This window comes from Sphingomonas lenta (assembly GCF_002288825.1).
In the GTDB taxonomy this organism is placed as follows: Bacteria; Pseudomonadota; Alphaproteobacteria; order Sphingomonadales; family Sphingomonadaceae; genus Sphingomonas; species Sphingomonas lenta.
Genome location: NZ_NSLI01000007.1, coordinates 26,868 through 47,125, shown reverse-complemented (window position 1 = coordinate 47,125; position 20,258 = coordinate 26,868). Strand labels below are relative to the sequence as shown.

General features: G+C 69.7%; 16 protein-coding genes and 2 pseudogenes. 3 read left to right on the top strand and 15 right to left on the bottom strand.

Going from position 1 to position 20,258, the window contains the following annotated elements:
* Positions 1–110: 110 nt before the first annotated feature.
* A pseudogene (locus CKY28_RS17565) lies at positions 111–335 on the bottom strand (DUF4158 domain-containing protein); the annotation flags it as partial.
* A gap of 129 nt (positions 336–464) precedes the next feature.
* Here CKY28_RS17565 and CKY28_RS17560 point away from each other — a divergent pair.
* From CKY28_RS17560 to CKY28_RS17550, 3 genes are all read left to right on the top strand, one after another.
* Positions 465–725: a hypothetical protein gene (locus CKY28_RS17560; protein WP_141243991.1), complete on the top strand. Its 261-nt coding sequence runs from the start codon at positions 465–467 to the stop codon at positions 723–725.
* The gene (locus CKY28_RS17555; RefSeq protein ID WP_217989613.1) at positions 722–1,306 is read left to right on the top strand and encodes a recombinase family protein; all 585 of its coding nucleotides are present in this window, start codon (positions 722–724) and stop codon (positions 1,304–1,306) included. The genes CKY28_RS17560 and CKY28_RS17555 overlap by 4 nt, the downstream gene beginning before the upstream one ends.
* 249 nt (positions 1,307–1,555) lie before the next feature.
* Positions 1,556–4,354 (top strand): DUF3857 domain-containing protein, encoded by a 2,799-nt coding sequence (locus CKY28_RS17550; protein ID WP_095999695.1) that lies wholly within the window; start codon positions 1,556–1,558, stop codon positions 4,352–4,354.
* Positions 4,355–4,412: 58 nt separating this feature from the next.
* Here the strand turns inward: CKY28_RS17550 and CKY28_RS18420 are convergent, their stop codons facing one another.
* The 14 genes and pseudogenes from CKY28_RS18420 to CKY28_RS17480 form a co-directional block, all read right to left on the bottom strand.
* Positions 4,413–4,991 carry a calcium-binding protein gene (locus CKY28_RS18420; RefSeq protein WP_141243990.1) on the bottom strand — a complete coding sequence of 193 codons (579 nt, stop codon included), beginning with the start codon at positions 4,989–4,991 and terminating at the stop codon, positions 4,413–4,415.
* Positions 4,992–5,044: 53 nt separating this feature from the next.
* Positions 5,045–5,386: pseudogene (locus CKY28_RS19395) on the bottom strand (PD-(D/E)XK nuclease family protein); the annotation flags it as partial.
* Between the two features lie 475 nt (positions 5,387–5,861).
* Entirely contained in the window at positions 5,862–10,226 is a 4,365-nt protein-coding gene (locus CKY28_RS17535; RefSeq protein ID WP_095999692.1) for an RHS repeat-associated core domain-containing protein, read from the bottom strand.
* A gap of 42 nt (positions 10,227–10,268) precedes the next feature.
* A complete protein-coding gene (locus CKY28_RS17530; RefSeq protein WP_095999691.1) occupies positions 10,269–10,631 on the bottom strand; it encodes a hypothetical protein in 363 nt (120 codons plus the stop codon).
* A gap of 41 nt (positions 10,632–10,672) precedes the next feature.
* On the bottom strand, positions 10,673–11,458 hold the full coding sequence (locus CKY28_RS18860) for an RHS repeat domain-containing protein (RefSeq protein ID WP_176473174.1): 786 nt from the start codon (positions 11,456–11,458) through the stop codon (positions 10,673–10,675).
* 182 nt (positions 11,459–11,640) lie between these two features.
* The gene (gene virB11, locus CKY28_RS17520) at positions 11,641–12,633 is read right to left on the bottom strand and encodes a P-type DNA transfer ATPase VirB11 (RefSeq protein WP_095999689.1); all 993 of its coding nucleotides are present in this window, start codon (positions 12,631–12,633) and stop codon (positions 11,641–11,643) included.
* A gap of 14 nt (positions 12,634–12,647) precedes the next feature.
* Positions 12,648–13,799, bottom strand: coding sequence for a TraB/TrbI/VirB10 family type IV secretion system protein (locus CKY28_RS19180; protein WP_245841916.1), 1,152 nt, complete (start codon positions 13,797–13,799; stop codon positions 12,648–12,650).
* Positions 13,796–14,503, bottom strand: a complete 708-nt coding sequence (locus tag CKY28_RS17510) for a TrbG/VirB9 family P-type conjugative transfer protein (RefSeq protein ID WP_245841915.1) — start codon at positions 14,501–14,503, stop codon at positions 13,796–13,798. Before CKY28_RS17510 ends, CKY28_RS19180 begins: the two co-directional genes overlap by 4 nt.
* Positions 14,500–15,465, bottom strand: coding sequence for a VirB8 family type IV secretion system protein (locus CKY28_RS17505; RefSeq protein WP_245841914.1), 966 nt, complete (start codon positions 15,463–15,465; stop codon positions 14,500–14,502). The genes CKY28_RS17510 and CKY28_RS17505 overlap by 4 nt, the downstream gene beginning before the upstream one ends.
* Entirely contained in the window at positions 15,462–16,730 is a 1,269-nt protein-coding gene (locus tag CKY28_RS17500) for a TrbL/VirB6 family protein (protein ID WP_095999688.1), read from the bottom strand. Before CKY28_RS17500 ends, CKY28_RS17505 begins: the two co-directional genes overlap by 4 nt.
* A complete protein-coding gene (locus tag CKY28_RS17495) occupies positions 16,730–19,126 on the bottom strand; it encodes a VirB4 family type IV secretion/conjugal transfer ATPase (protein WP_176473172.1) in 2,397 nt (798 codons plus the stop codon). The genes CKY28_RS17500 and CKY28_RS17495 overlap by 1 nt, the downstream gene beginning before the upstream one ends.
* A complete protein-coding gene (locus tag CKY28_RS17490) occupies positions 19,099–19,383 on the bottom strand; it encodes a VirB3 family type IV secretion system protein (protein ID WP_141243988.1) in 285 nt (94 codons plus the stop codon). The genes CKY28_RS17495 and CKY28_RS17490 overlap by 28 nt, the downstream gene beginning before the upstream one ends.
* A gap of 1 nt (position 19,384) precedes the next feature.
* Positions 19,385–19,705, bottom strand: a complete 321-nt coding sequence (locus CKY28_RS17485) for a TrbC/VirB2 family protein (protein WP_095999687.1) — start codon at positions 19,703–19,705, stop codon at positions 19,385–19,387.
* A 102-nt stretch (positions 19,706–19,807) separates the two neighbouring features.
* Positions 19,808–20,143: a TrbC/VirB2 family protein gene (locus tag CKY28_RS17480; RefSeq protein ID WP_281253266.1), complete on the bottom strand. Its 336-nt coding sequence runs from the start codon at positions 20,141–20,143 to the stop codon at positions 19,808–19,810.
* Positions 20,144–20,258 lie beyond the last annotated feature (115 nt).

Sequence of the window (20,258 nt, the reverse complement as noted above, 5' to 3'; positions counted from 1 at the left end):
GAGAGCACCGTCTTAGCCGGCTATGTCGTGTGAAGGATCCGGCGTTCCTGCATCATATGACTTGACCCCCGTTTTCTCCTCCAACTGGAGCTAGAGTCCGAGTGTTCGAGCATGGCGGCCGGGATCACCTCGCCGCGGCGGAGGTACCGGCCGGGATAGCGAAGGCAGCATAGCTGGAGCGCAAAGCCGAGCCGGGTTCCGGGCGTCCGTGCGGTCACGACGCCGGCGAGTTCGCCCGTATCGAGCGTGTGGACGCGGACCACCGTTCCCTCATCCGTCGGGAGCGCAAGCAGTGCCGCCCGCTCCCGCTCGGTCATCGGCACGCGTGCGGGCATGGTCGCGCTCCTCAGAAACCTCTTGCCATATGCTAGGCCGGTGAAAGAGGATTGTGAGAGGGTCGCTTGCTCGCGCGCGCCTGCGTCGCCTGATCGCTTCCAGAGCCGCTCGTTCGTGAAAGGGGGATCATGTCAGCCGAAGAGCTTGGACGGTTGCGGGACATGGTCGCGAGCGCCGAGCCGACTCTGGGGCCGGGCTTCCGGAACGAGGGCGACTCCGTCGGCCGGCCCTTGCCGCCGCTGGTCCGCGAAGATGCCGACCCGGAGCTCTGCAAGCTGGCGCTCGAACGGGTCGCCCGCCATGTCCAGACCGCGCTGCGCGAGCTCGTCAGCGAGGATCGCGAGAAATGGGGCGAGGTCTTCGACTTTCAGGCACTCAAGGTCGAGTGACCCCGGCGCTATACCTCGCCGGCTACGCCCGCGTGTCCAGGGGCGACGAGCAGTCGAATGCAGTGCGGACGGCGGCGCTGACCAGGGCGGGCTGCAGGCGCCTGTTCGAGGAGGCGGCTGGCGGGGGCCGCTGGGACCGGCCGGTGCTCTACAACATGCTGAGCCTCCTTCGGGAAGGCGACGTCGTGGCGGTCTGGAAGCTCGGTCGGCTCAGCCGGTCGCTAAAAGACCTGTTGCACATCATGGAGCGGATCGGGGCGGCGGGCGCGGGTTTCCGGTCGCTGACCGAGGGCATCGACACGACCACGCCGGCGGGTCGCACGATGATGCGGATGATCAGCGCCTTCGCGGAGATCGAGCGTGAGATGATCCGCGAGCGCACCAGCGCCGGACTCGCTCAGGCGAGGGCCGAGAGCCGCGTGGGTGGGCGAAAACGCAAGCTGACGGAGCGGCAGCGGGCCGAGATCGCCGACCGTGTCACCTCCGGTCGAAAAGCCGCGACGGAGATGGCGCGCATCTTCGGGGTGAGCCAACTCATCGAGTCGCGGATCGTGGCCGAAGCGAGAGCCAAGGCCGAGTAGATGGCGATCACCTGGACGGAGAGAGACGAGGCAGTGAGCGCAGGCACTCAACGAACTCCGACGCATGCACGACACCGGCGGCCATTCGATTATAAGTTCGGCCGAGCTGTTCAGCGCTTCGGGGCCGACGGTGCGTCGAACGCTCGCGCGCGGTGCGCGCGGGGAGGGCAGCGCCAAGGTCCGCCAAAGGGACTTGCCCGGCCTGGTCAGGGTCCTAGACAAGAGTCGAACAGGGCGGGGGCAAGATAAATGCGCAAGCTGTTGATGGCGTCCATGCTGGCGAGCGTGTCGGGCGCGGCGATCGCCGGGGACAAGCCGCTCATCCAGCCCGCCCCCGCCTGGGTCGAGCCGGCGCCTCCGATCGAGACCGCCAAGCTGACCGGGGACTCGCCCGTCCTCGTCACCCTCGACCACCAGGACAAGATCGAGGGCGACGCCGCCTGGTCCTACGCCGACGTCGCGACGCGCCTCGCCACTCCCGACCTCGTTACCCGGTCGGGAACGCTGAACCTCCCCTGGAACCCGGCCAAGGGCGACCTGATCGTGCACCGGGTGGAGATCCACCGCGGCGCGCAGGTGATTGACGTGCTCGGCACCGGCAAGCAGTTCGAGGTGCTGCGGCGCGAGCAGGGAATGGAGCAGCTCCAGCTTGACGGGCAGCTCACCGCCAGCATGACGATCGACGGCCTGCAGGTCGGCGACGTGCTGCGGGTCGCGGCGTCGGTGACGCGCAAGGAGCAGGCGTTCGCGGGCAAGACGCAGACCGCCGTCCTCCTGCCCCAGGCGCCGTTGCGCGCCGGCTTCGCACGCGCGCGTGTCCTCTGGCCGAGAGCCGAGGAAGTCCGCTGGAAGGCGTACCTCGACGGCGCCAAGCCGGTCGAGGCGGAGGCCGGCGGCTATCGGGAGCTGACGATCGCCGGCCTCTCACCCAAGGCGGCCGACCTTCCGGCCGACGCTCCCGCGCGGTTCCACCGGCCGCCTCTTCTCGAAGCGTCGAGCTTTCCCGATTGGGCGGCCGTTTCGAGGACCATGGCTCCGCTCTACGCCACCAAGGGCGCGATCTCGCCGGGAAGCCCGCTCGCCGCCGAGGTGGCCCGGATCGCGACCGCGACGACCGATCCGACCAGGCGCGCCGCCGCCGCCCTCGAACTCGTGCAGGAGAAGGTGCGCTACTGGCTGAACGGGCTCGGCAACGGCAACTACGTCCCGCAGTCGCCCGAGCGCACCTGGGCGTCGCGTTACGGCGACTGCAAGGCGAAGACGCTCCTCCTCCTCGCCGTGCTGCGCGAGCTCGGGATCGAAGCTGAACCGGTCCTCGCGAGCATGCAGCTGGGCGACCTGCTGCCCAACCGCTTGGCGGGGCCCGGCGCGTTCGACCACGTGCTGGTACGTGCGACGATCGGCGCCGACACCTACTGGCTGGACGGGACGGGCGCGGGCGCCCGCTACGCCGACCTCGGCGACACGCCCCCGCTACGCTGGGTGCTGCCGCTGAGAAGCTCGGGCGCGGAGCTCCTGGCGGTACCCGCACGCGCACCCGCGTACCCCAAGATCGCGGTCAAGCTCGACCTCGACCAGAGCGCCGGCATCGCGCTGCCCACCGTCGTAAGCGCCGCAATCACGCTGCGCGGCCCCGCCGCGGAGGCGATCGGGCTGGCTAAGAGCCAGGGGAGCGAGGAGCAGAAGCGGGACGCGGTCGGCTCGATCGTCGCCAGTCTGCTCGGCCGGGAGGTGGCCGTGTCGACATACGATCTCGCCCATGATCCGATCGAGGCCGTCGCGACCGTCAAGGCCACGGGCCTGGCGACCTCGCCTTGGCGGTTCAAGGACGGCCGCTACCGGACGACGCTCGACCGCACCGTGTCCGAGCTCTCGTTCGAGCCGGACCGCACGCGCCCCGCCTGGCGCTCAATCCCGGTCGCCACCGGCGCACCCGACGCGATGGAGTTCGTGACGCGCGTCCGCCTTCCCGCCGAGCTGAATGGGTTCGGGCTGGAAGGTGACGCCGAACTCGCCGACACGCTCGGCGGCACCAGGGTGGAGCGCAAGGCCGCGCTCGCCGGCGACACGATTGCGATCGAGGAGCGCGTCACGAGCACGGGCGCGGAGGTGGCGCCCGCGAACGTGCCGGCCGCCCGCGCGCGGGTGGCGCTCGCGAAAGCGCGGCTGCTTCGTGCGGTCGCGCCCGCGGAACTGCCGAAGCGCTGGACGTGGGCGGAGCAGGGCCGCCGCACGGGCCGGTTCAAGCCCATCCTCGCCGCGTATGCGCAGGCGATCGCCGGAAACCCGGACGAGGTCTCGAACTACGTCAACCGCGCCAACTTCCTGATGGGCGTGTTCGACTGGAAAGGTGCGCTGCCCGACCTGGACAAGGCGGTGGCGCTCGATCCGACCGCGGCCAACCACCTCCAGCGCGCCCGTGTCCACCGTGTTCTCGGCCGGACCGTCGAGATGGTCGCCGACGCGCGAGCGGCGCTGGCGGTGGAGCCCGCCAGCTGGGCGGCGCTCGAACTGCTCGGCAAAGAGGACATCCGGGCGGGACGCCGCGACGCGGCGCTCGCGCGCGTCCAGGAGCGCATCGACGCGGGCGGCGAGGACAAGGACGACATGGTCATGTTGAAAGCGGAGCTGCTCTCGCGCACCGGCGACGGCGCCGCCGCGGTGGCGGCCCTGGACGAGGCGATCGCCGCTGGCCCCGGCTCCCCTGCCCTCCTCAACTCGCGGTGCTGGATCAAGGCCAAGCACAGCCTGGCGCTGGACACCGCGCTCAAGGACTGCACCCGCTCCATCGAGCTGAGCGACGCGGCCCAGGCGGCGCTCGACAGCCGAGCCCTGGTCTACTTCCGGATGAACCGGATGGAGGACGCGCTGGCCGACCTCGGCGCCGCGTTGAGCATCGACCCCCACCAAGCCGCAAGCCTGTACCTGCGCGGCGTCGTCCTGAACCGTCTCGGGCGAGGTCCGCAGGCGAGCGCCGACCTTGAGGGTGCCCGCATCATGGCGCCTCTGATCGCGGCCGAGTACAAGGCATTCGGGGTTGCGCCTTAAGCGCCTTCACTTCCAAGCCCATCCAGGCCGGCTCTTATGACGTCGGAGTGTTCTCGCCCTAGCCGAGCAGATCGAAGAACCGACTCTCCGTCAGCGTAGGCACGCCTGCAGCCGACCCGACCTTACTGTAGACGAAGTAGCGGATGCCGCCCTCGTCGACGAAGCCGTCATACTCCAGCCGCTGTACGCGCCCGCCATTGTCACCCGTGATCGCGACGGTACCTTGATTGGGCAGGTTGAGGACGCGGTCGCGCCCGAAATCGACCACGCCGTCACCGTTTGCGTCGAACAGCAGCTCGGTCGTGACCAGAACGTCGCCGGTCCCGAAGTCCACGATACGGTCGCGCCCCGTGTCGCCGTCAATGTCAAACATGAAGACGTCCGCACCGGCACCGCCGCTCAAGATGTCGTCACCGCGTCCACCCTCCAGAAGATCGCGGCCTGCCCCGGCCGAGAGCCGGTCCGCCCCATCATACCCGTAAAGGAACTCGTCAGCCGCCGTGCCTACCAGCGTGTCGGCGCCGAGCGTTCCCCAGCTCTGGCCAGCGGCGGGATCGACCTCGAGACGGTTGGAGCCGAGCTCCGTCTCACGAAGCAGTGTGCCGCGCTTGCCCAGCCGCAGCACGCAATCGGCCATGCCATCGCCGTCGCCATCGATCTCGACCAGCGTCGCGCGACCCTGAACGCGCGACCGGCGGCTAGGCTCTCGCGCGCGGCGAGCAGATGGCCGGTCAGCGCGTCGAGCGTACCTGTACCGTCGTCCAGCGGGCGCATCTCGCCCGCGCGAGGGTAGAACAGCGCCGCCTCGACCTCGACATGGTCGCCCATGAGCGAGCGGACCGCGTAGCTGTACAAGCAGCGCTGGAGTTCGCTCCCGCCGTCGAGCTGGACCGGGCTCTTGGGGCACTTACCGCCCTTGTAGTCCACCACCCGCGCGCGGGCGCCGCAGTCCGAAACATCGAGCCGATCGATATAGCCGGAGATCCGGAACCCCGCGCCTGGGACCTCGACGACGCCGTCGGCAGCACTCAACCACGCGTCAGATGGCCAGAAACCCTCTAGCTTCTCCGGAGGCGTCCACAGATGAGCTTAGTCGAGGGTGCTCTCACGTAGTATGAAACATCGCCGTACGTCACAGATCCATAGGAGCACGAGAAGCTGTCGCGCCACCAACCGCCGCCGCCACCGGTTGAGCCGACTTGGCCTCCTCCTCGAGCACCTCCAGCGTTACAACTTTTGCTGGATCAGAAAACCAAGCCCGCCTCAACCCGCTGATTGGGTTTGAATCTCAACCCCTTGCAGCTATGTTTTGGACCTTCCAGCATTGGTCAATGTCAAATAGATAAGCGGAGCAAGCATCACTGCTAAAGAGAAAAGTGATAGAAACGGTGAGTCGAACATGAAGATTTTTCGGAAGAAGTAGGACCCCGCGAGAAGATATCCGCTCGCTGTGTAAAATAGGCTTATGCCGACGAGAAGCCCAAAAATCGGCTTTTGATAAGTCACACTATCTTCCTCCTAGCAAATTGACATATCGCTCGAACCGTTTTCTGTCCCGTTCTTCGCGAATGTTGTTGTTGAATGATGTTTCACCAAACCCTCTTACTAGGAAGTAAAAGGTGTATGAAACAAGATTACAAGTGAAAGAGGCGCGACACTCTGCCTGCATGTTTTTAAGAAAACGATTGTCGCAGGTTCGTTGATTAACTTCAGATGAAGCGTAACATATATCATGTGCGTCGCATGCTTTAAAGATTGGAGCTGAAATTCCCCCGGAAGGGCCGCAGCCGTTCGGCTGCGACTGGTCCAGTGGGGCCCTTTGCGGCCGGTCACCGACGGGACGAGCCAGTCGAAAGCTGGTTTGGAAAGTGGGAGGAACCCATCGAGAATTCGCTGTGACTACGACGTCCTGACCAATGGTCTCCGTCGGAATGGAGCCAGTAGGGACAAAGTAGCCTCCCGTGAGGGTCGCCGTCAGGTTAGCCGCCGCTCCAGGTCGAGGCGCATCCGTTAGGCTCATAGCAATAGACATTCGATAGCTCGCCTCGAAGTCGCGCCCGGTGCCTGCGCTTCCATCTTGCGTGACCTTTTCAACGCAGAACGTCTCGATACGCGTACCACAGGTGCCGCTTGGATCCGTCTTGTTCACCGGATCGTTGCCGACATAGGCATAGATGTTCATGCCGTCGGCGTAGCCGATCGGGTCCGCCTGCATGAACCGGCCCAGCTGCGGCGAGTAGGCCCTGGCCTTGTAGTGGTACAGGCCCACCTCGGGCAGCCACGCCTGGCCCGTGTACCCGAACCGCCCCGCATGCCCCGCGTTCGGCCGGCCCGCCGCCTGCTCGTCAGGCATTCCATACTCGTCGTAGCGGTTCACCGCCAGCGCCTGCGCCGACCCGTCCGACACCGCGACGACCGAGCCCCGCTCGTCCGCGTGGAGCCAGCGCCGGCTGTTCGCGTCCGCGCCCTCGTACCACACCAACGGCTCGTCCGGGCTCGCGCCGTGGATAAAGCGCCGGAGCACCGCCCCATCGCTCGCCGACTGCTCGGTCACTAGCCGGTCGCCCTCGTAACGCAGGAGCGTCGACGATGCGCCAAGCAGGTACAGCCGGTCCAGAGGATCGTACACGAACCCGCCGCCCGTCGACGTGCCGAGCTTGTTGTCGGCGGTGTAGCCGTACTGCACGACCTGCGTCGTCGCCTGGTTGTTGGTCGACTTGGTCAGGTTGCCGCGCACGTCATACTCAAGCATGGCCGGGCCCGCCGCGCCGTACTGGTTCAGCTTGTTGGCTGCGGGATAGGCGCGGTCCACGTTCCGGTGCCCGCGATAGGCGTAAGCGTCGGTGCCGGTCGTCGCCTCGCGGATCTCGCCCGCGGCCGAGCGCTTGAAAGTGCGCGTGAAGTCATACGTCGTGCCCGACAGGTTGTGGTGGAGCCTCGTGAGCCAGGGCTCCGTTCCAGACGTACCATATCCCCAGGTGGTCGACGCGCCGTTACCGCGCGCGAGCGACGTCCGCCTGCCCAGATTGTCGTATCCATAGGTCGCCAGCACGCCTACGCCCGTCGTCGCCCCGTTCTCGCGCACCCGCCACAGGTCGCCGGTCGCGTGCCAGTCGTAGTTGACGCCGAACCCGCTGGCGCTGGGCCCCCAGCCGATCCGCGTGCGCCGGCCCGCCGCGTCGTACTGGTAGGTGAGCGAACCCGCCGCCTGGTTGCTCGTCTCCTCCACGAGTCGTCCGAGCGCGTCGTACCTGAAACCGAGAAGCTGCCCGCGGCTGTCGTTCGCTTCCGTGAGGCGGCCCAGATTGTCGTACTTGTACGCGACGTTCGTCTCGTTAGCGACGCCGGTCGCCGCACCGGGCCGGTTCTTGCCCGTGGTGCGGCCCAAGTCGTCGCGCGGGAGGCCAATCACCTTGCCGTCGCGCTTCCTGATCTCCGTCACGCGAGACTCGGCGTCGTAGGTCACGCGCTCGAACGAGATATCCGGGTAGGTGGTCTGCCAGGGTCGCTCGAAGCCGTCGGCGACGAACTGCGTGACGTTGCCGCGCGCGTCCTTCACGCTCTCCGCCCGCCCGTTCACGCCGTAGACGGTCGTCTGCGTGTCCTGCACGAGCGGAGTGCCCACGGCCGACCGCACGATCTCGAGCTCGTCGGCGATGGTGTACTTGTACTCTGTCACCCGGTCGGGTCCGTCCGTGCCCGCCGCCCCTGGAGCGCACGTCGCTGGCGCAGCCTGGACGAGTTGGGTCTTGTTCATGCGCTGGATGACGCAGGTGAGCCGGTTCGCGGCATCGTACATCATCTGCTGCGCGGAGAAGACCGTGCCTTCCGACGAGTCGGTGCCGCCCATCGACATCCGCTCGAAGATCTTGCGGCCCAGCACGTCGTATCCGGTCGTGACCCGCTGAAGTTCGGCGAACCCGGTCCCGTCCGCGTTCGCGGTGCCGACCCGCATCTCCTCCACCTGCCCGTCGCCGTTGCGCTTGTAGAAAACGGCCCGCGGCAGCAGCGTCTTTCCGCTGGCCGTGCCGTCCGGATCGGGGCTCGTCACCTGCTCCACCTCCCGCGCGGCGTTGTAGCGAAGCCGGGTGATGTCGTTGAACGTGGTGGTGTTCGCCAGCGGACCGTCGACGTAGTTCCGGTTGCCGACCCCGTCGTATCCGAAGGTCGTCACCGCCATGGACGGGCTGGTGCCCGAGCCCGACGCCTCCGACGTCAGGAACAGGTTGTTGCCCATGTTCGGCTGACCATAGGTCATGGTGGTGCGGACCTCGTCGGCGGTGTTCGCGCACGACGCCGTGGTCGTGCAGGCCGACACCGAGGTCAGCCGCACCGCGGTCGTGGGCCCGGCGGTCACGCCGCCCGTGGCCGACTGCTTATAGTAGGGCCGCAGGTCCGAGTAGACGAACCGGGTTTCCGGACGCACCGCGCCCGCCGTCGGCGCAGGCAGCATGACCGAGGTCACGCCGCCATGCACAGGGTGGTATTGGTAGTTGGTGACCTTGCCGAGCGCGTCGGTGGTCGTGGTCGGCTTGTTGCACGACTTCGGGTTCGCGCAAGTGTCGGGATAGTCGGCGTAGGTGTTGATCTCGGCGAGCGCGGGCTGGCCCGCCTTTGCGATCGGGATGATGCGCGTGCGCTCGACGTTGCCGCGCGCGTCCGGCGTGTACTCGGTGCGTACGCCCGTGGCCGAGACGCTCGCCCTCATGCGGCCGGAGTCGTCGTACTCGAACTTCTCGAGCCGCCCGACCGCGTCGCGCTGCGCCTCCACCACGCCCTTCAGCACGTTGCTCGTCAGAACCTGAGAGTGGCTGAGCGGGTCGGTGATGGTCGTGGTCATGAGCGAGCCGGAAAGGCTCCACACGTAGCCCCATCCGTTCTGCCCATTGGACACGCTCTGCACGCGGCCGTCCGTGCCGTAGTTGTACGTCGTCGTGTCGGCGGAAGCGCTCCGCGGGCGCTTGATGCCGACAAGGCGGCCGGCTTCCCCGGTGGTGTAGCGCGTGACCCGGCCCGCGGCGTCGGTCACCGTCTCCTGGTTGCCGCTCTTGGCGTAGGTGACCGTGGGCCAGGCCTGGGTCAGGCCCGTGCAGGCGTCGGCTACCGGATCGCAATAGTCGACGGAGTTGTTGATCGCGGTGACGCCCGAGATCTCGTACCAGTTGTTCGTGTCGTATGGATCGTCGGAGGCGTAGGCGTACTTGAGCTGGAAGCCCATGCTGCTCTGCACGCTCCGCAGCCGGACCACGTGGAAGACGGTGGGCGCGATCGTCGTGCCTACGTACGTCTCCTTTTCGTAGATGTCCGACTGGTAGGATAGGGTGATGATCTCGCCGCTGGGTTTGACGATCCTGCTGGCGAGGCCGATGAGCGAGTTGTTCCGGTAGTAGCTCGCCTTGTTCGCGGCCAGGGAACGGTCGAACGTGACGACCGTGCCGTCCGCCAGGGTGTAGGTGTAGGAACCGGACGCCTCGGTCAGGCTCGTCCCGTCGGCCTGCCGCGAAGCGAAAACCGGACCCGAAGACGTGTTCGTACGCGTGAACGTGCTCGTGCTGGAGCCCACGGTGATGGTGTATATGCTGCCGTCGATAACGCCGGTCGCCTCCGCGGACGCCATGAACTCGTGCCGCCAGCCCGATTCGACCCACCTGCGCACATGCGCCAGGCCGGAGTCGCTCGTTCCGATCGACAGGTCCACATCGGTCAGCTCGACACGGCCGTTGGCGAGGTTGACGCCGTTCGCGTCGATCGATGCGCGGGGCGCGGGAAGCGGAATATACGTGGTCTGCGCCAACGCGCCGCTCGAGCAGCTCGCGAGCAGCATGACGGCCGTCGCCTGCAGCCTCCGCCCCGGCATCCCCATCTTGGTCATCCCCGTTCCCCCGTTCAGTCGATGTCGCGCCCTCGGCGCCGATCAGTTCGTGAGGCCCTCGATCGCCTTCGCCGCCGCGCAGAGGTGGTCCGGACGCGCACCGAGCACGTCCTCGAAGCGCTCCTGCACCGCCCCGTTGCCCGACGCCGCCATCTTGCAGACGCCGTCGCGGTACGCCTTGATGCGCGTCGCCACCTCCCCGCACTCGGCCTTCTTGAACCCCTTCTCCGTCAGCGGGGTCGACAGCGACGACGGCACCACGACCGAGAAGTCGTGGTCCTTGTTGCGGGCGTCCTTGAACTTTCGGACGAAACAGACCGCTGGCCCCGACGCGGTGTCGGCCGGCTTGGCTGCGGGCGAGGCCGCCTGTGCTGCGGCGAGGAGCGATGCCAGGAGCAGGGTCATGCGAAATCCCCTTCTGAGGTTTTGAGGAACCGTTCGCCGCGCTACGGCGCGGGCACGATAGAGATCGAGTCGATCGCGACCGTGAGGTCACCCGCACTCGCGGTTCCCTCGATGTACAAGGTCCCGACGCTGGTGGTGGGCGTGAACGCTGCGGTCGTCACGCTCTGGAACGAGGTGGAACTCGGCGTGAAAGTACCGAGCGCGTTGTTGATGGCGGCCACGAAGATCGTGTCGGGGTTCCAGTTGGGCCGCTGCGCCATCCTGAACTTGACCACATATCTCGCGCCCGGTGTCAGGTTGCTCACGTTGAGCGTGATCGTGGCCTTGGCCGACGTCGTCGATTGCAGGAAACCGACCTGCGATCCGTCCGTCGCCGTCGCGAAAAACCAGGCGCTCCCGTTCGCGGCCACGCCCGAGTTGCCGCCGAAATACGTGCCCGCGACGCTCGGGTTGTATTGGAACCCGCCGGGCAGGCCGGCGACCGCGGGCTGCTCGAACGACCAGTTCACCACCGCGCCCGTCGAGGCCGTGGGCGTAGGTGTCGGAGTTGGCGTAGGCGTCGGAGTTGGCGTCGGCGATGGTGTAGGCGACGGCGTGGGCGTGGGCGTGGGCGTGGGCGTGGCTGTCACGCCGATGACCTTGAAGTTGGTCCGATTGCCCGCCTGGTCGTAAGTATAGGTCGTGCTGACCCCGCCGCTCGGCCCGCCCGACACGGAAGTGCCGATTAGCCGTCCGAGCGCGTCATAGGTGTAGGTGATGGTTTCAGCGCTGAGCGCGGCCGCCGAACACGACAGCGCGAGCACGGCCAAAGACAGCGTGCGACGCATGGTCTTGAACCCCCCTGTGCCCGGCAGGGATGAGGTCCATGCCCCAGACCTCGTCACCCCTGCGGATGGTGGAGCATCGCATTAACTAAACAATAAGCAACCAACAAAATGCAGGTCAGAGAACTTTCCGCGTTCAATACTTTCCGTTTCAGTTCGGTGACGCGGAACAACAGGCCTAAAGATCAGTCGACCGCAGCCCTTCGCGTCCACGACACCTGCGACACCCGCCGCCCGCCCGCATGCCGCTCGAGCTGCACGATAATGTCGACCACCTGCCCGATATAGGCCACCACGTCCTCGCGCCCAAGCCGCGAGCCCGACTGCAGGACCAGGAGCGCCAGCTGCTCCACCGCGCGCGCGGGCGTATCGGCGTGGATGGTCGTGAGCGAGCCGGGATGCCCTGTGTTGATGGCGCGAAGGAACGTGAACGCCTCACCGCCCCTCAGCTCGCCCAGGATGATCCGGTCGGGCCGCATGCGGAGTGACGCCACCAGGAGGTCGTCGGTGGTGACCGAGGCCTCGCCGAGCGCTCCCCTGACCGCGACCAGCCCGACCGCGTTGTCGTGCCGCAGCACGAGCTCGGGCGTGTCTTCGATGAGCAGCAGCCGCTCGTCGGGTCCGATCTCGCGGAGGAGCGCGTTGAGGAACGTGGTCTTGCCCGTCGACGTGCCACCGGAGACGATGATCGTCTTGCGCGCGCGCACCGCCGTGCGCAGGAACCCCGACCAGGCGTCCGCCTCGTAGAGCCGGGCGAGCTCGGCTTCCGCCGCGTCGTGCGCGTCGTTCCCCCGGGTGGCCGCGAACGCGCCCTGCACCTCGTAGTCGGACAGCCCCATGTCGGCGGACACGTGCCGGCGTATGGCGACCGCCATGGGTCCCCGGGTCGCAGGCGGCGCCACCACCTGCACGCGCGCGCCGTCGGGCAGCCTCGCGGCCAACAGCGGGTGCTCGCGGCTGATCCCCTGGTGCGTGACGCTCGCGACCTGGCGCGCCAAGCGCCAGAGCTGCGCCTCCGTCACCTCGGGCGCGTCGTGCCGCTCGATCGCGCCGCCCAGCCGCTCCACCCAGATCTCGCCCGGGCGGTTGACGTAGAGGTCGGTGACGTCGGGGCGCCGCATGTGCGCGAGCAGCGGCCCCAAGTAGATGTCGAGGTAGGACGCGGGCGCGTCGGCCATGTGTGCGGATCCCGCTACCGCCCGACCGCGGGCGTGCCGGAGAAGTCGAGGTCGCGCGCCACGAACACGTTCAAGGCCGCACCCTGGCGGACCGTGATCTTGGGGCGGAGGTCGTTGGGGATGAGCCCCTGGCCGACCGCGTTGTTGATCTGGCCGGTGGGCAGGCCCACGATCACCGAGCCGTCGCCGGGACGCGAGGCGAGGTTGACGCCGACGGTGAGCGCCGACTGCAGCACCGCGCCCGCGAACCGCTGGAGGAAGAAGGTGTTGACGCGCCCGGGCACGCCCGCCCCGCCCAGCCGGTCGGCCGCGGGCGAGCCGAGCGCGATCGCGACCCCGTCGGGGCGGATCAGCCTGGCCCAGGTGACCAGCACGCGGTTCTGCCCTGAGCGCACGTCCGACTGGTACTCGCCGATGAGCCTGGAGCCCCTGGGGATGAGCACGCGCCGCCCGTCGAACCCGCGCGCGTCCTGCGACACGACCGCGCGCACCAGCCCGGGCCGCGCGGTGTCGATCGGCGTCTCGAGCACGGCCGGAATAAGCGTGCCGACCGGCATGACGGTGGTGCGGTTGCGGATCGTGCTCGCGCGCGCGGCCGTGTCGCCGAGCGCAGAGGCCGGGGCGCCGCCCGTACGCGGTCGGCCGGCGGCCGTGGCGGGGCCGTCGGCGGCCACAGCCTCGCCCGGCCCCACGTCGATCACGAGCGCGGGCGCGCCGAGCCTCGCCGGCGGCGGCTCGGCCGGGGCCGCCGGCGCCTCCGGCGCTGGCGGGGGCACGGGCAGGATCACCGGCGCCGGGGCCGGAGCGGGCGGCGGCGGGGCGGGAGCGACAGGGGAAGGTGACGGGGGCACGGGCACAACCGGAGCCGGCGTCGTTACCACGGTGACCGTGGGCGGGGTCGGCACCGGCGCCGGCTCGGCTGGCACGACGAGCGGCGGCGGGGCTACGAACGCGTTCGTGCTCGCGCGCCCGGCCGCCGCGGTCGCGGTGCTCGCCCGCTGCCGTTGCGCGTTCAGGACTGCGAACAGCACTAGCGCGAGCAGCACCGCGACCGCGGCGATGACGGCCCCCGGCAACCCCGACCGGGGCAGCGCCACGACGGGCCGCGGGTCGCGCTCGGCCGATGCTTCCGGCGTGAGGTTCGGGTCGGCGACGCCGGCGCTCACCGGGCCGCTCTCGGCACCCGGCGCGTCGCCACCGCGCGCGCCTTGCCCAACCGGAACACGTACGCCCGGGCGGTGCCCTCGATGACGTAGTCGCCGCCCACCATGCGCCCGTTGACCAAGCCCTCGCGCCCGCCCGCGTCGACGGCGAAGATGGCGGGCAGCGCCACGTCGCGGGCCCAGCTGATGGTGGTGCGCTGCCCGTCGTCGCGCATGGCGGTCGGGAACAGCGCCTTCGTCCCCCGGAACCGGTACTCGCCGGCGGGCGCGGCGACCGTCGCCGTCGCCGCCGCCGGCTGCTCGCCCGGCGACGGCGCGATCGGCGGGTAGGTGAACCGCACCACGAACGGCGCAGGTTCGCCGGTCCCGCCGGCTTGCAGCAGGAACACGTAGCGGCGCTGGTCGGTGACGACGACCATGTTGGTGACCCCGGCGCGCCCGAGCGGTTTGACGACCAGGCGGTCGCCGCGCTTGTTCGCGGTCACCTGCCAACCCGCGCTGTCGCCCACGACCACGTTCTCGACCTGCTCGTCCGGCGACAGCTCCACCACGGTCGCGAACCCGGGCTCGGCGGCCAGCGTGACCACCTGGTCGGGGAAGAAGGTGACGGTCCGCACACGAGCGTCGGCGAGCGGGGGCGGGAGCGGCACCTGGCCGGCGACCGGCGCCGCGGTCGCCAGCGCCGCCGCGAGCCACGCGATCCTCACCGGGGGTCCGCCTGGACCGGTACCGCGGGCGGGGTCAGCGGCGAGCCCAAGGGCAGGTTGCTGAGCGGCACCTCGCGCGCGCGGAGCAGCGCCACGTCGGCGCGCTGCTCGCGATAGGCGGGGCGCGGCGTCGGCGACGCCACGCGCGCGGGTCGTCGCGTGTCGCGCACGGGATCGGGCCGCGCGACCACCGTCGCGGTCGCGGGCGAGGCCTGGACGACCTGCACCACGGCGGCGGGCGCGGGTGCGGGAACCGGCGCCGCGGCCGCGAGCGGCCGCACCTCGGCCGACGGCGGTGGCGGCGCCTCCGCGTCGCGGCGGTAGCCCGTCACCTGGAACCCGAGCGGGTTCACGAGCCGATCCTCGAGCCGCATGGGCGCGTCGACGTAACGGTAGCGCACTACCGAGATCCAGGGCTGGGCGACGCCCACCCGCCCGTTCCGGTCCTGCACCTGCGTGTCGAACCGCACCAGCGCCACGCCCTGGTCGAGCCTGGACACGCTCTTCACGCGCACAGCGACGACCGTGCCCGCGGGGTAGAGCTGGAACGGGCTCTCCGGGTTGGTGGCGGGCATGCGTGCGAGGTACTCGGTGCGCGCGCGGCCCGCCGACCACAGCGCCACGCGGCGATAGTCCAGGGCTACGGTCGCGCGGTCGAACCCCTCGCGCGCGGCCACGTACTGGGCGAGGTACGATTGGGTGAGCGCCGCGTCCGCGCCCACGCGCCTGGGCTCGAGCGGGTTCAACGCCTGGACATAGCCCGTTTGCCGGTCGACCAGCAGCGTCACCGGCTGCACGGTCTTCAACGGCAGGAGCATGGCGAGCGCCAGCGCCTCGAACACTGCGACCGCCGCGGCGACCCCGGCCACCGTCCACGCGGTCCGCCGCGAGCGCGCGGTCTGCTCGCGCATGTCCGCGGCCCAGCTCTCGGCGCGCTCGTAATAGTCCCGCCGGTCGCTCACCGGATCCGGTCCCGAGCTTGCGCGCTCAGCGTCCGCCGTCCGACCGAGCGCCGCCCGGCGACGCCCAGCGGCGCCGCTACCCCGCCCGGTTCGGTGCGAGACGCGGCCTCCACGATCGACACGCGCCGCGATGGCGCCTGGGGCGCGGCCTCGCCCCCGCCCGACGCCAGCTGCTCGCGCCGGACCGTCATCGCGAGCGCGTCCGCCACGGCCGCGGCGCGCGGCTGCGCGAGGAGGCCCGCACGGCTCCCCTCCCCGCCCGCGGCCTGGGCCGCCTGGATCGCCGGGACGGCTTGCGGCAGCGGCGCCGCCTCGCGGTACGGCTCGGCCGGACGGGTCACGACCGGCGACACGAGCCGGAACGCGCCGGCCACCTTCACGGCCGCGGCCGCGGCGACGAGCATCACGACCGCGAACAGGAGCACGATCGTGGTGAGCGCCTGGGGATCGACCGCGAGCGCGATCCCGCCGACGCTATAGGCCTGGAGGTTGGCGAGCTCGCTTTCCACGGCGAGCAGGTCGAGCGCGGTCACCACCGACGCCGCGAGCAGGCCCAGCGCACTCCCGCCCAGCGTGCGCACCCAGCCGCTGAACAGGCCGAACGTCGCGTCGAACAGCAGCCCCAGGATGGCGAGCGGGCCGATCGCGAGCAGGAACCCGACCGCCACGCGGAACGCGGCCGCCACGCCCGTCGTCGAGACCACGAACAGCGACGCCGTCTGCGGCAGCGGCGCATAGCCCGCTCCCCTCGCCTGCGGTGAAGTTTGGGGTGCTTGGCCCGGCTGCGCCTGGCCGGACGGGTCGGAGCCTGGCGGCGGCTGCTGGGCTTCTACGGGCGCGTCCAGCCCGGCCGAGCCGAGCCGCATCGTGTCGTACGCCGTCTGCACGCGCGCGTCCAAGTCCTCCGCCGGCAGCCCGCTCACCGGCAGCAGCACGGAGGCCAACTCGCCCGGGCCGTCCACCGCAACCCGGTAGACGAGCGCCTGGAACGCGGGCCAGCTCGTCACCAGCGCCAGCACCACGCCCAGCCGCACCGCCCAGCCGACCCCGTCGCGTAGAGTGGGGGTCTGGCCCAAGACCAGCCGATAGCCGATCAGCGCCACGAAGATGGTCAGGAGCCCCGACAGGAGCCCGGTCATCACCGGTCCGCCGATGAGCGCCTGGAACCCGTTCTCGCCAAGCGCACGCGCCTGGCAGTCGAGATAGGCGGCGAGCCGGACCGCGACGCCGAGGCTCGCGTCGGGGGCGCCGCACGCGACCGCCATCACGCCTGCTCCAGCAGGCGCGGCATCCAGGCGTCAGGGTCGTCGCCCACCTCCGCCCGGATCGCGTCCAACGCACGCACCGTGCGCTCGCGGCCCGACAGGATCGTGAGCAGCTCGCGCTCGCCCGTGAGGTCGAGGCGCGCGACCACGCTCTCGTTGCCGTGCTTGACCAGGAACGCGTGCGCGCTGTCCGGGAGCGTGCGCACCAGCTCGTACTCGTGCTCCGTCAGCCCGAACCCGCCCACATAGTCGCGCGCTTGCGCCTTGGGGTTGGCCATGAAGATCTGGGTCGCCGCCTGCTCCACGATCGCGGATGCGATGCGGCTTTCGAGCGCATCCTCCGCGCTCTGCGTCGCGAACCCCACCACGCCGTTCCGCTTGCGGATGGTCTTCTCCCAGTCGCGGATGCGACCGGTGAACACCTCGTCGTCCAAGGCCTTCCAGCCCTCGTCGACGACGATGATCGCAGGGCTACCGTCGAGCCTCTCCTCCACGCGGTGGAAAAGGTACATCATGGCGGGCGTCCGCACGACGGAATCGTCGAGGATGCGCGTCATGTCGAACCCGACCACCCTCTGGTTAAGGTCGGTCCGGTCCTCCGCGTTGTCGAACAGCCAGGCGCGCTCGCCCGTGCCCCACCAGGGTGCGAGGCGCGAGGAGAGGTCGCCGGCGCTGGGCCGGTGCCCGCCCCGGAGCAGCTGCGCGAAGTGGCCGAGCCGGCGATAGGCGCGTGGCGCCTCCATGTTGGCGTCGACCGCGTCCTTCAGCCGCGCGAGCTCGTCCGGCCCGAGCGGGGACCCGCCGGGCTCGGCGACGAGCCGCGCGAGCCAGTCGAGGAGGAAGCGGCGGTTCTCGGGCGTGTCGTCGAGGAGCAGCGGATTGAGGCCCGACGGCTCGCCCGTGCGCAGCACGTCGTAGCGCCCGCCCAGGCTCCGCAGGAACAGCTCGGCGCCGCGGTCCTTGTCGAAGAAGATGATGCGGGGATCGAACTTGCGCGCTTGAGCGAGCAGGAAGTTCACCACCACCGTCTTGCCCGAGCCCGACGGGCCGATCACCGTGAAGTTGCCGAGATCCCCATGGTGGAAGTTGAAGTGGTAGGGACCGGCCGCCGTGGTCTCGAGCACGGTAACCGCCTGGCCCCAGTGGTTGCCCTCCGCCCGGCCTGCGGGGAAGTTGTGCATGCTCGCGAAGCTCGCGAAGTTGCGGCTCGCGACCAGCCCGCGCCTCGGCACGTAGGAGAAGTTGCCGGGGAACTGCGCCCAGAAGGCGGGCTCCAGCGCCATCTCCTCGCGCACCGCGATGAGCCCCAAGTCGGTCAGCGCCGCCTGCACCTCGGCGACGCCGTCGTCGACGTCGCGCACGCTTTGTCCATGCACCGCGACCGTCAGGTGATGTTCGCCGAACGCGGCGCGTCCGGCGGCGAGATCGTCGCGCGCCTGCGCGAGCTCGCCGCGCAAGGACAGCGCCTCGTCGTCGGCCGCGCGCATGCGCCGGAGCGCCAGATTGACGCGGCCGAGCGCCGCCTGCCGGTCCACGAACCCGAAGCTCTGCGTCACCGTGAGCTCGACCGGCAGCCGCATCAGCTCGTCGAGCATGCCGGGGCCGGTCTGGCCCGGATACTCCTTGATCGCGACCAGGCCTACGAAGCTCCGGTCCAGGTCACCCGCCGGCCCGAGCTCCACGGTCTGCGCCCCGAAGCTCACCCGCCGGTAGGGCAGGTAGCGCCCAACATCGCCTTCAGGGAGCCGCACCGGGCGCAGCTCGCCGTTGTAGAGCTGCGACAGGTACTCGAGCACCTCCGAGCGGGGCCCGGCCTTGGTGTCGTAGCTGCCGAGCAGCCGCGCGCCGTACTGGCTCAAGGCGGCCAGCAGCGCGTCGCGCGCGGCGTCGAGCTCGCGGCGCTCGGTCGCGAGCTCCGCCGCTCGCGCCCGGCCCGCGGCACGCCCGAAGAAGCGGGCCACGCGGTCGGCCACTCCTCCCCGGCCCTGGAGCGGGCGGCGGATGAGGGTAAGGTAGAGGTCGTTCGTGAACAATCGCTTGGCGCTCAAGCGCCTGCGCCACGCCTCGTCCACCTTGGCGCTGAACGGGTCGGGGAAGCGCGCCTCCAGCTCCGGCTCGACCCGCCTGCGCACGAGGTGGTGGTAGAGCGCGAACCGCGACGAGCCGATCGCCTGCAGCATCGCGTCGCGTAAGCCCTTTCGGTAGTTGATCTCGGTCGTGTCGGCGGTCTCGAACAGGAGCCCGTCGAGGGCCAGCACCTGGAGGAGCCGGCCGTCGCGTAAGCTGAGGGTGTGGTCGTCGATCTGGGCCAGGTACGGCAAATGGTCGCCGGCCGGCTTCTCTTTGCCCCAGTCATCGGGGCGGGAGGTCAGGCGCGGTAGGAGTTGCAGCGCCATAGCCGATGGTTGCGCACCCGGGGGCAGCGCTGGACCTTGACCAGCCAGAGGTCGAAGATGCGCGGATCGCGCAGGCAAGCGACGACGCCCGCCACGTGCACCGCCAACGCCGCGACGAGCACCCAGACCGACTTAAACACGAGGAACAGCTCGGTGGTCAGAACCGCGTTCACCACCGCGAACGGGTAGGTGACGCCCAGCAGCATCTGCGGGCGGGTAAGGCCTGTGAACAGGATGTCGCGGTCGAGCCCGTCCACGTCAGTAGCCGGGCCCGCCCCCGCCCGCCGACGCCTGGATGCCGCCCACGATGCTCGCCGCCCCGAACAGGATGAAGCACCCTAAGATCACGGTCGCGCCGTAGCGCCAGTTCATGCGGCCGGTCAGCATCAGGAATCCGACGCTCGCCACCGCGATCACCGCCACCACGGTCGCGACCGTGCCCAGAAGCGTGCCCTGTAGCCAGTTCAACGCCCCCACGATCGGGCCGGAGCCGGCCGGGTCGGCGAAGCTGTCCTGCGCCAGCACCGGCGCCGACCAGAGCGCCGCGCCCAAGGCGCCGATCCGTAAGATGATCTTCATGCACGCCCCCTCTGCGTGGCTCATGGGGCGGTTGTCCGATACGGCCCGCGCCCGGTCAAGCCGGATATGCTCGCCCGTCCGCGCTAATGTTCGCGGCCTCGGCTACTGGATGATCGGGCGCGGCTCCGCGCGCAGCACGGACGCGCCCGCATACGGGTCGTACGGTGCCGGCTTCGGTACGGCGGGCGTGTAGGCCGGTTGCGGGGCCGCCGGCGGGAACGCCGCGGCGTCACCGCCGCCGCGCGCCGCCGACAAGAGGCCGTCGGCGATCATGGCGGCCGAGAACAGCACGAAGCAGCCGATCACCACGGTAGCGCCGCGGCGGACCGGCACGCGGCCGCTCAGCATAAGGAGCCCGACCACCGCCACCGCGAGCACCGCGACCGAGGTGGCGACCGAGCCGAGAAGAACGTCACGGAGCCAGTCCACGGCTCCCACGAGCGAGGAGGCATCCCCGGACGTCACGGTCAACCGACGACGCCCTCACGACCGATCCCGGGTGTTTCGAGGAGCCGCGGATCCGCAGTTCCCGGAGCGCAAAATCGCGTGTTCA

Excerpts from the sequence above, each read along its gene's own strand:
- CKY28_RS17550 (WP_095999695.1), top strand. The coding sequence starts at position 1,556 with ATGCGCAAGCTGTTGATGGCGTCCATGCTGGCGAGCGTGTCGGGCGCG.
- CKY28_RS17485 (WP_095999687.1), bottom strand. The coding sequence starts at position 19,705 with ATGAAGATCATCTTACGGATCGGCGCCTTGGGCGCGGCGCTCTGGTCG.
- CKY28_RS17560 (WP_141243991.1), top strand. The coding sequence starts at position 465 with ATGTCAGCCGAAGAGCTTGGACGGTTGCGGGACATGGTCGCGAGCGCC.
- CKY28_RS17500 (WP_095999688.1), bottom strand. The coding sequence starts at position 16,730 with ATGGCGGTCGCGTGCGGCGCCCCCGACGCGAGCCTCGGCGTCGCGGTC.
- CKY28_RS17495 (WP_176473172.1), bottom strand. The coding sequence starts at position 19,126 with ATGGCGCTGCAACTCCTACCGCGCCTGACCTCCCGCCCCGATGACTGG.
- CKY28_RS18420 (WP_141243990.1), bottom strand. The coding sequence starts at position 4,991 with ATGGCCGATTGCGTGCTGCGGCTGGGCAAGCGCGGCACACTGCTTCGT.
- CKY28_RS18860 (WP_176473174.1), bottom strand. The coding sequence starts at position 11,458 with ATGCGTCGCACGCTGTCTTTGGCCGTGCTCGCGCTGTCGTGTTCGGCG.
- CKY28_RS17535 (WP_095999692.1), bottom strand. The coding sequence starts at position 10,226 with ATGACCAAGATGGGGATGCCGGGGCGGAGGCTGCAGGCGACGGCCGTC.
- virB11 (WP_095999689.1), bottom strand. The coding sequence starts at position 12,633 with ATGGCCGACGCGCCCGCGTCCTACCTCGACATCTACTTGGGGCCGCTG.
- CKY28_RS17530 (WP_095999691.1), bottom strand. The coding sequence starts at position 10,631 with ATGACCCTGCTCCTGGCATCGCTCCTCGCCGCAGCACAGGCGGCCTCG.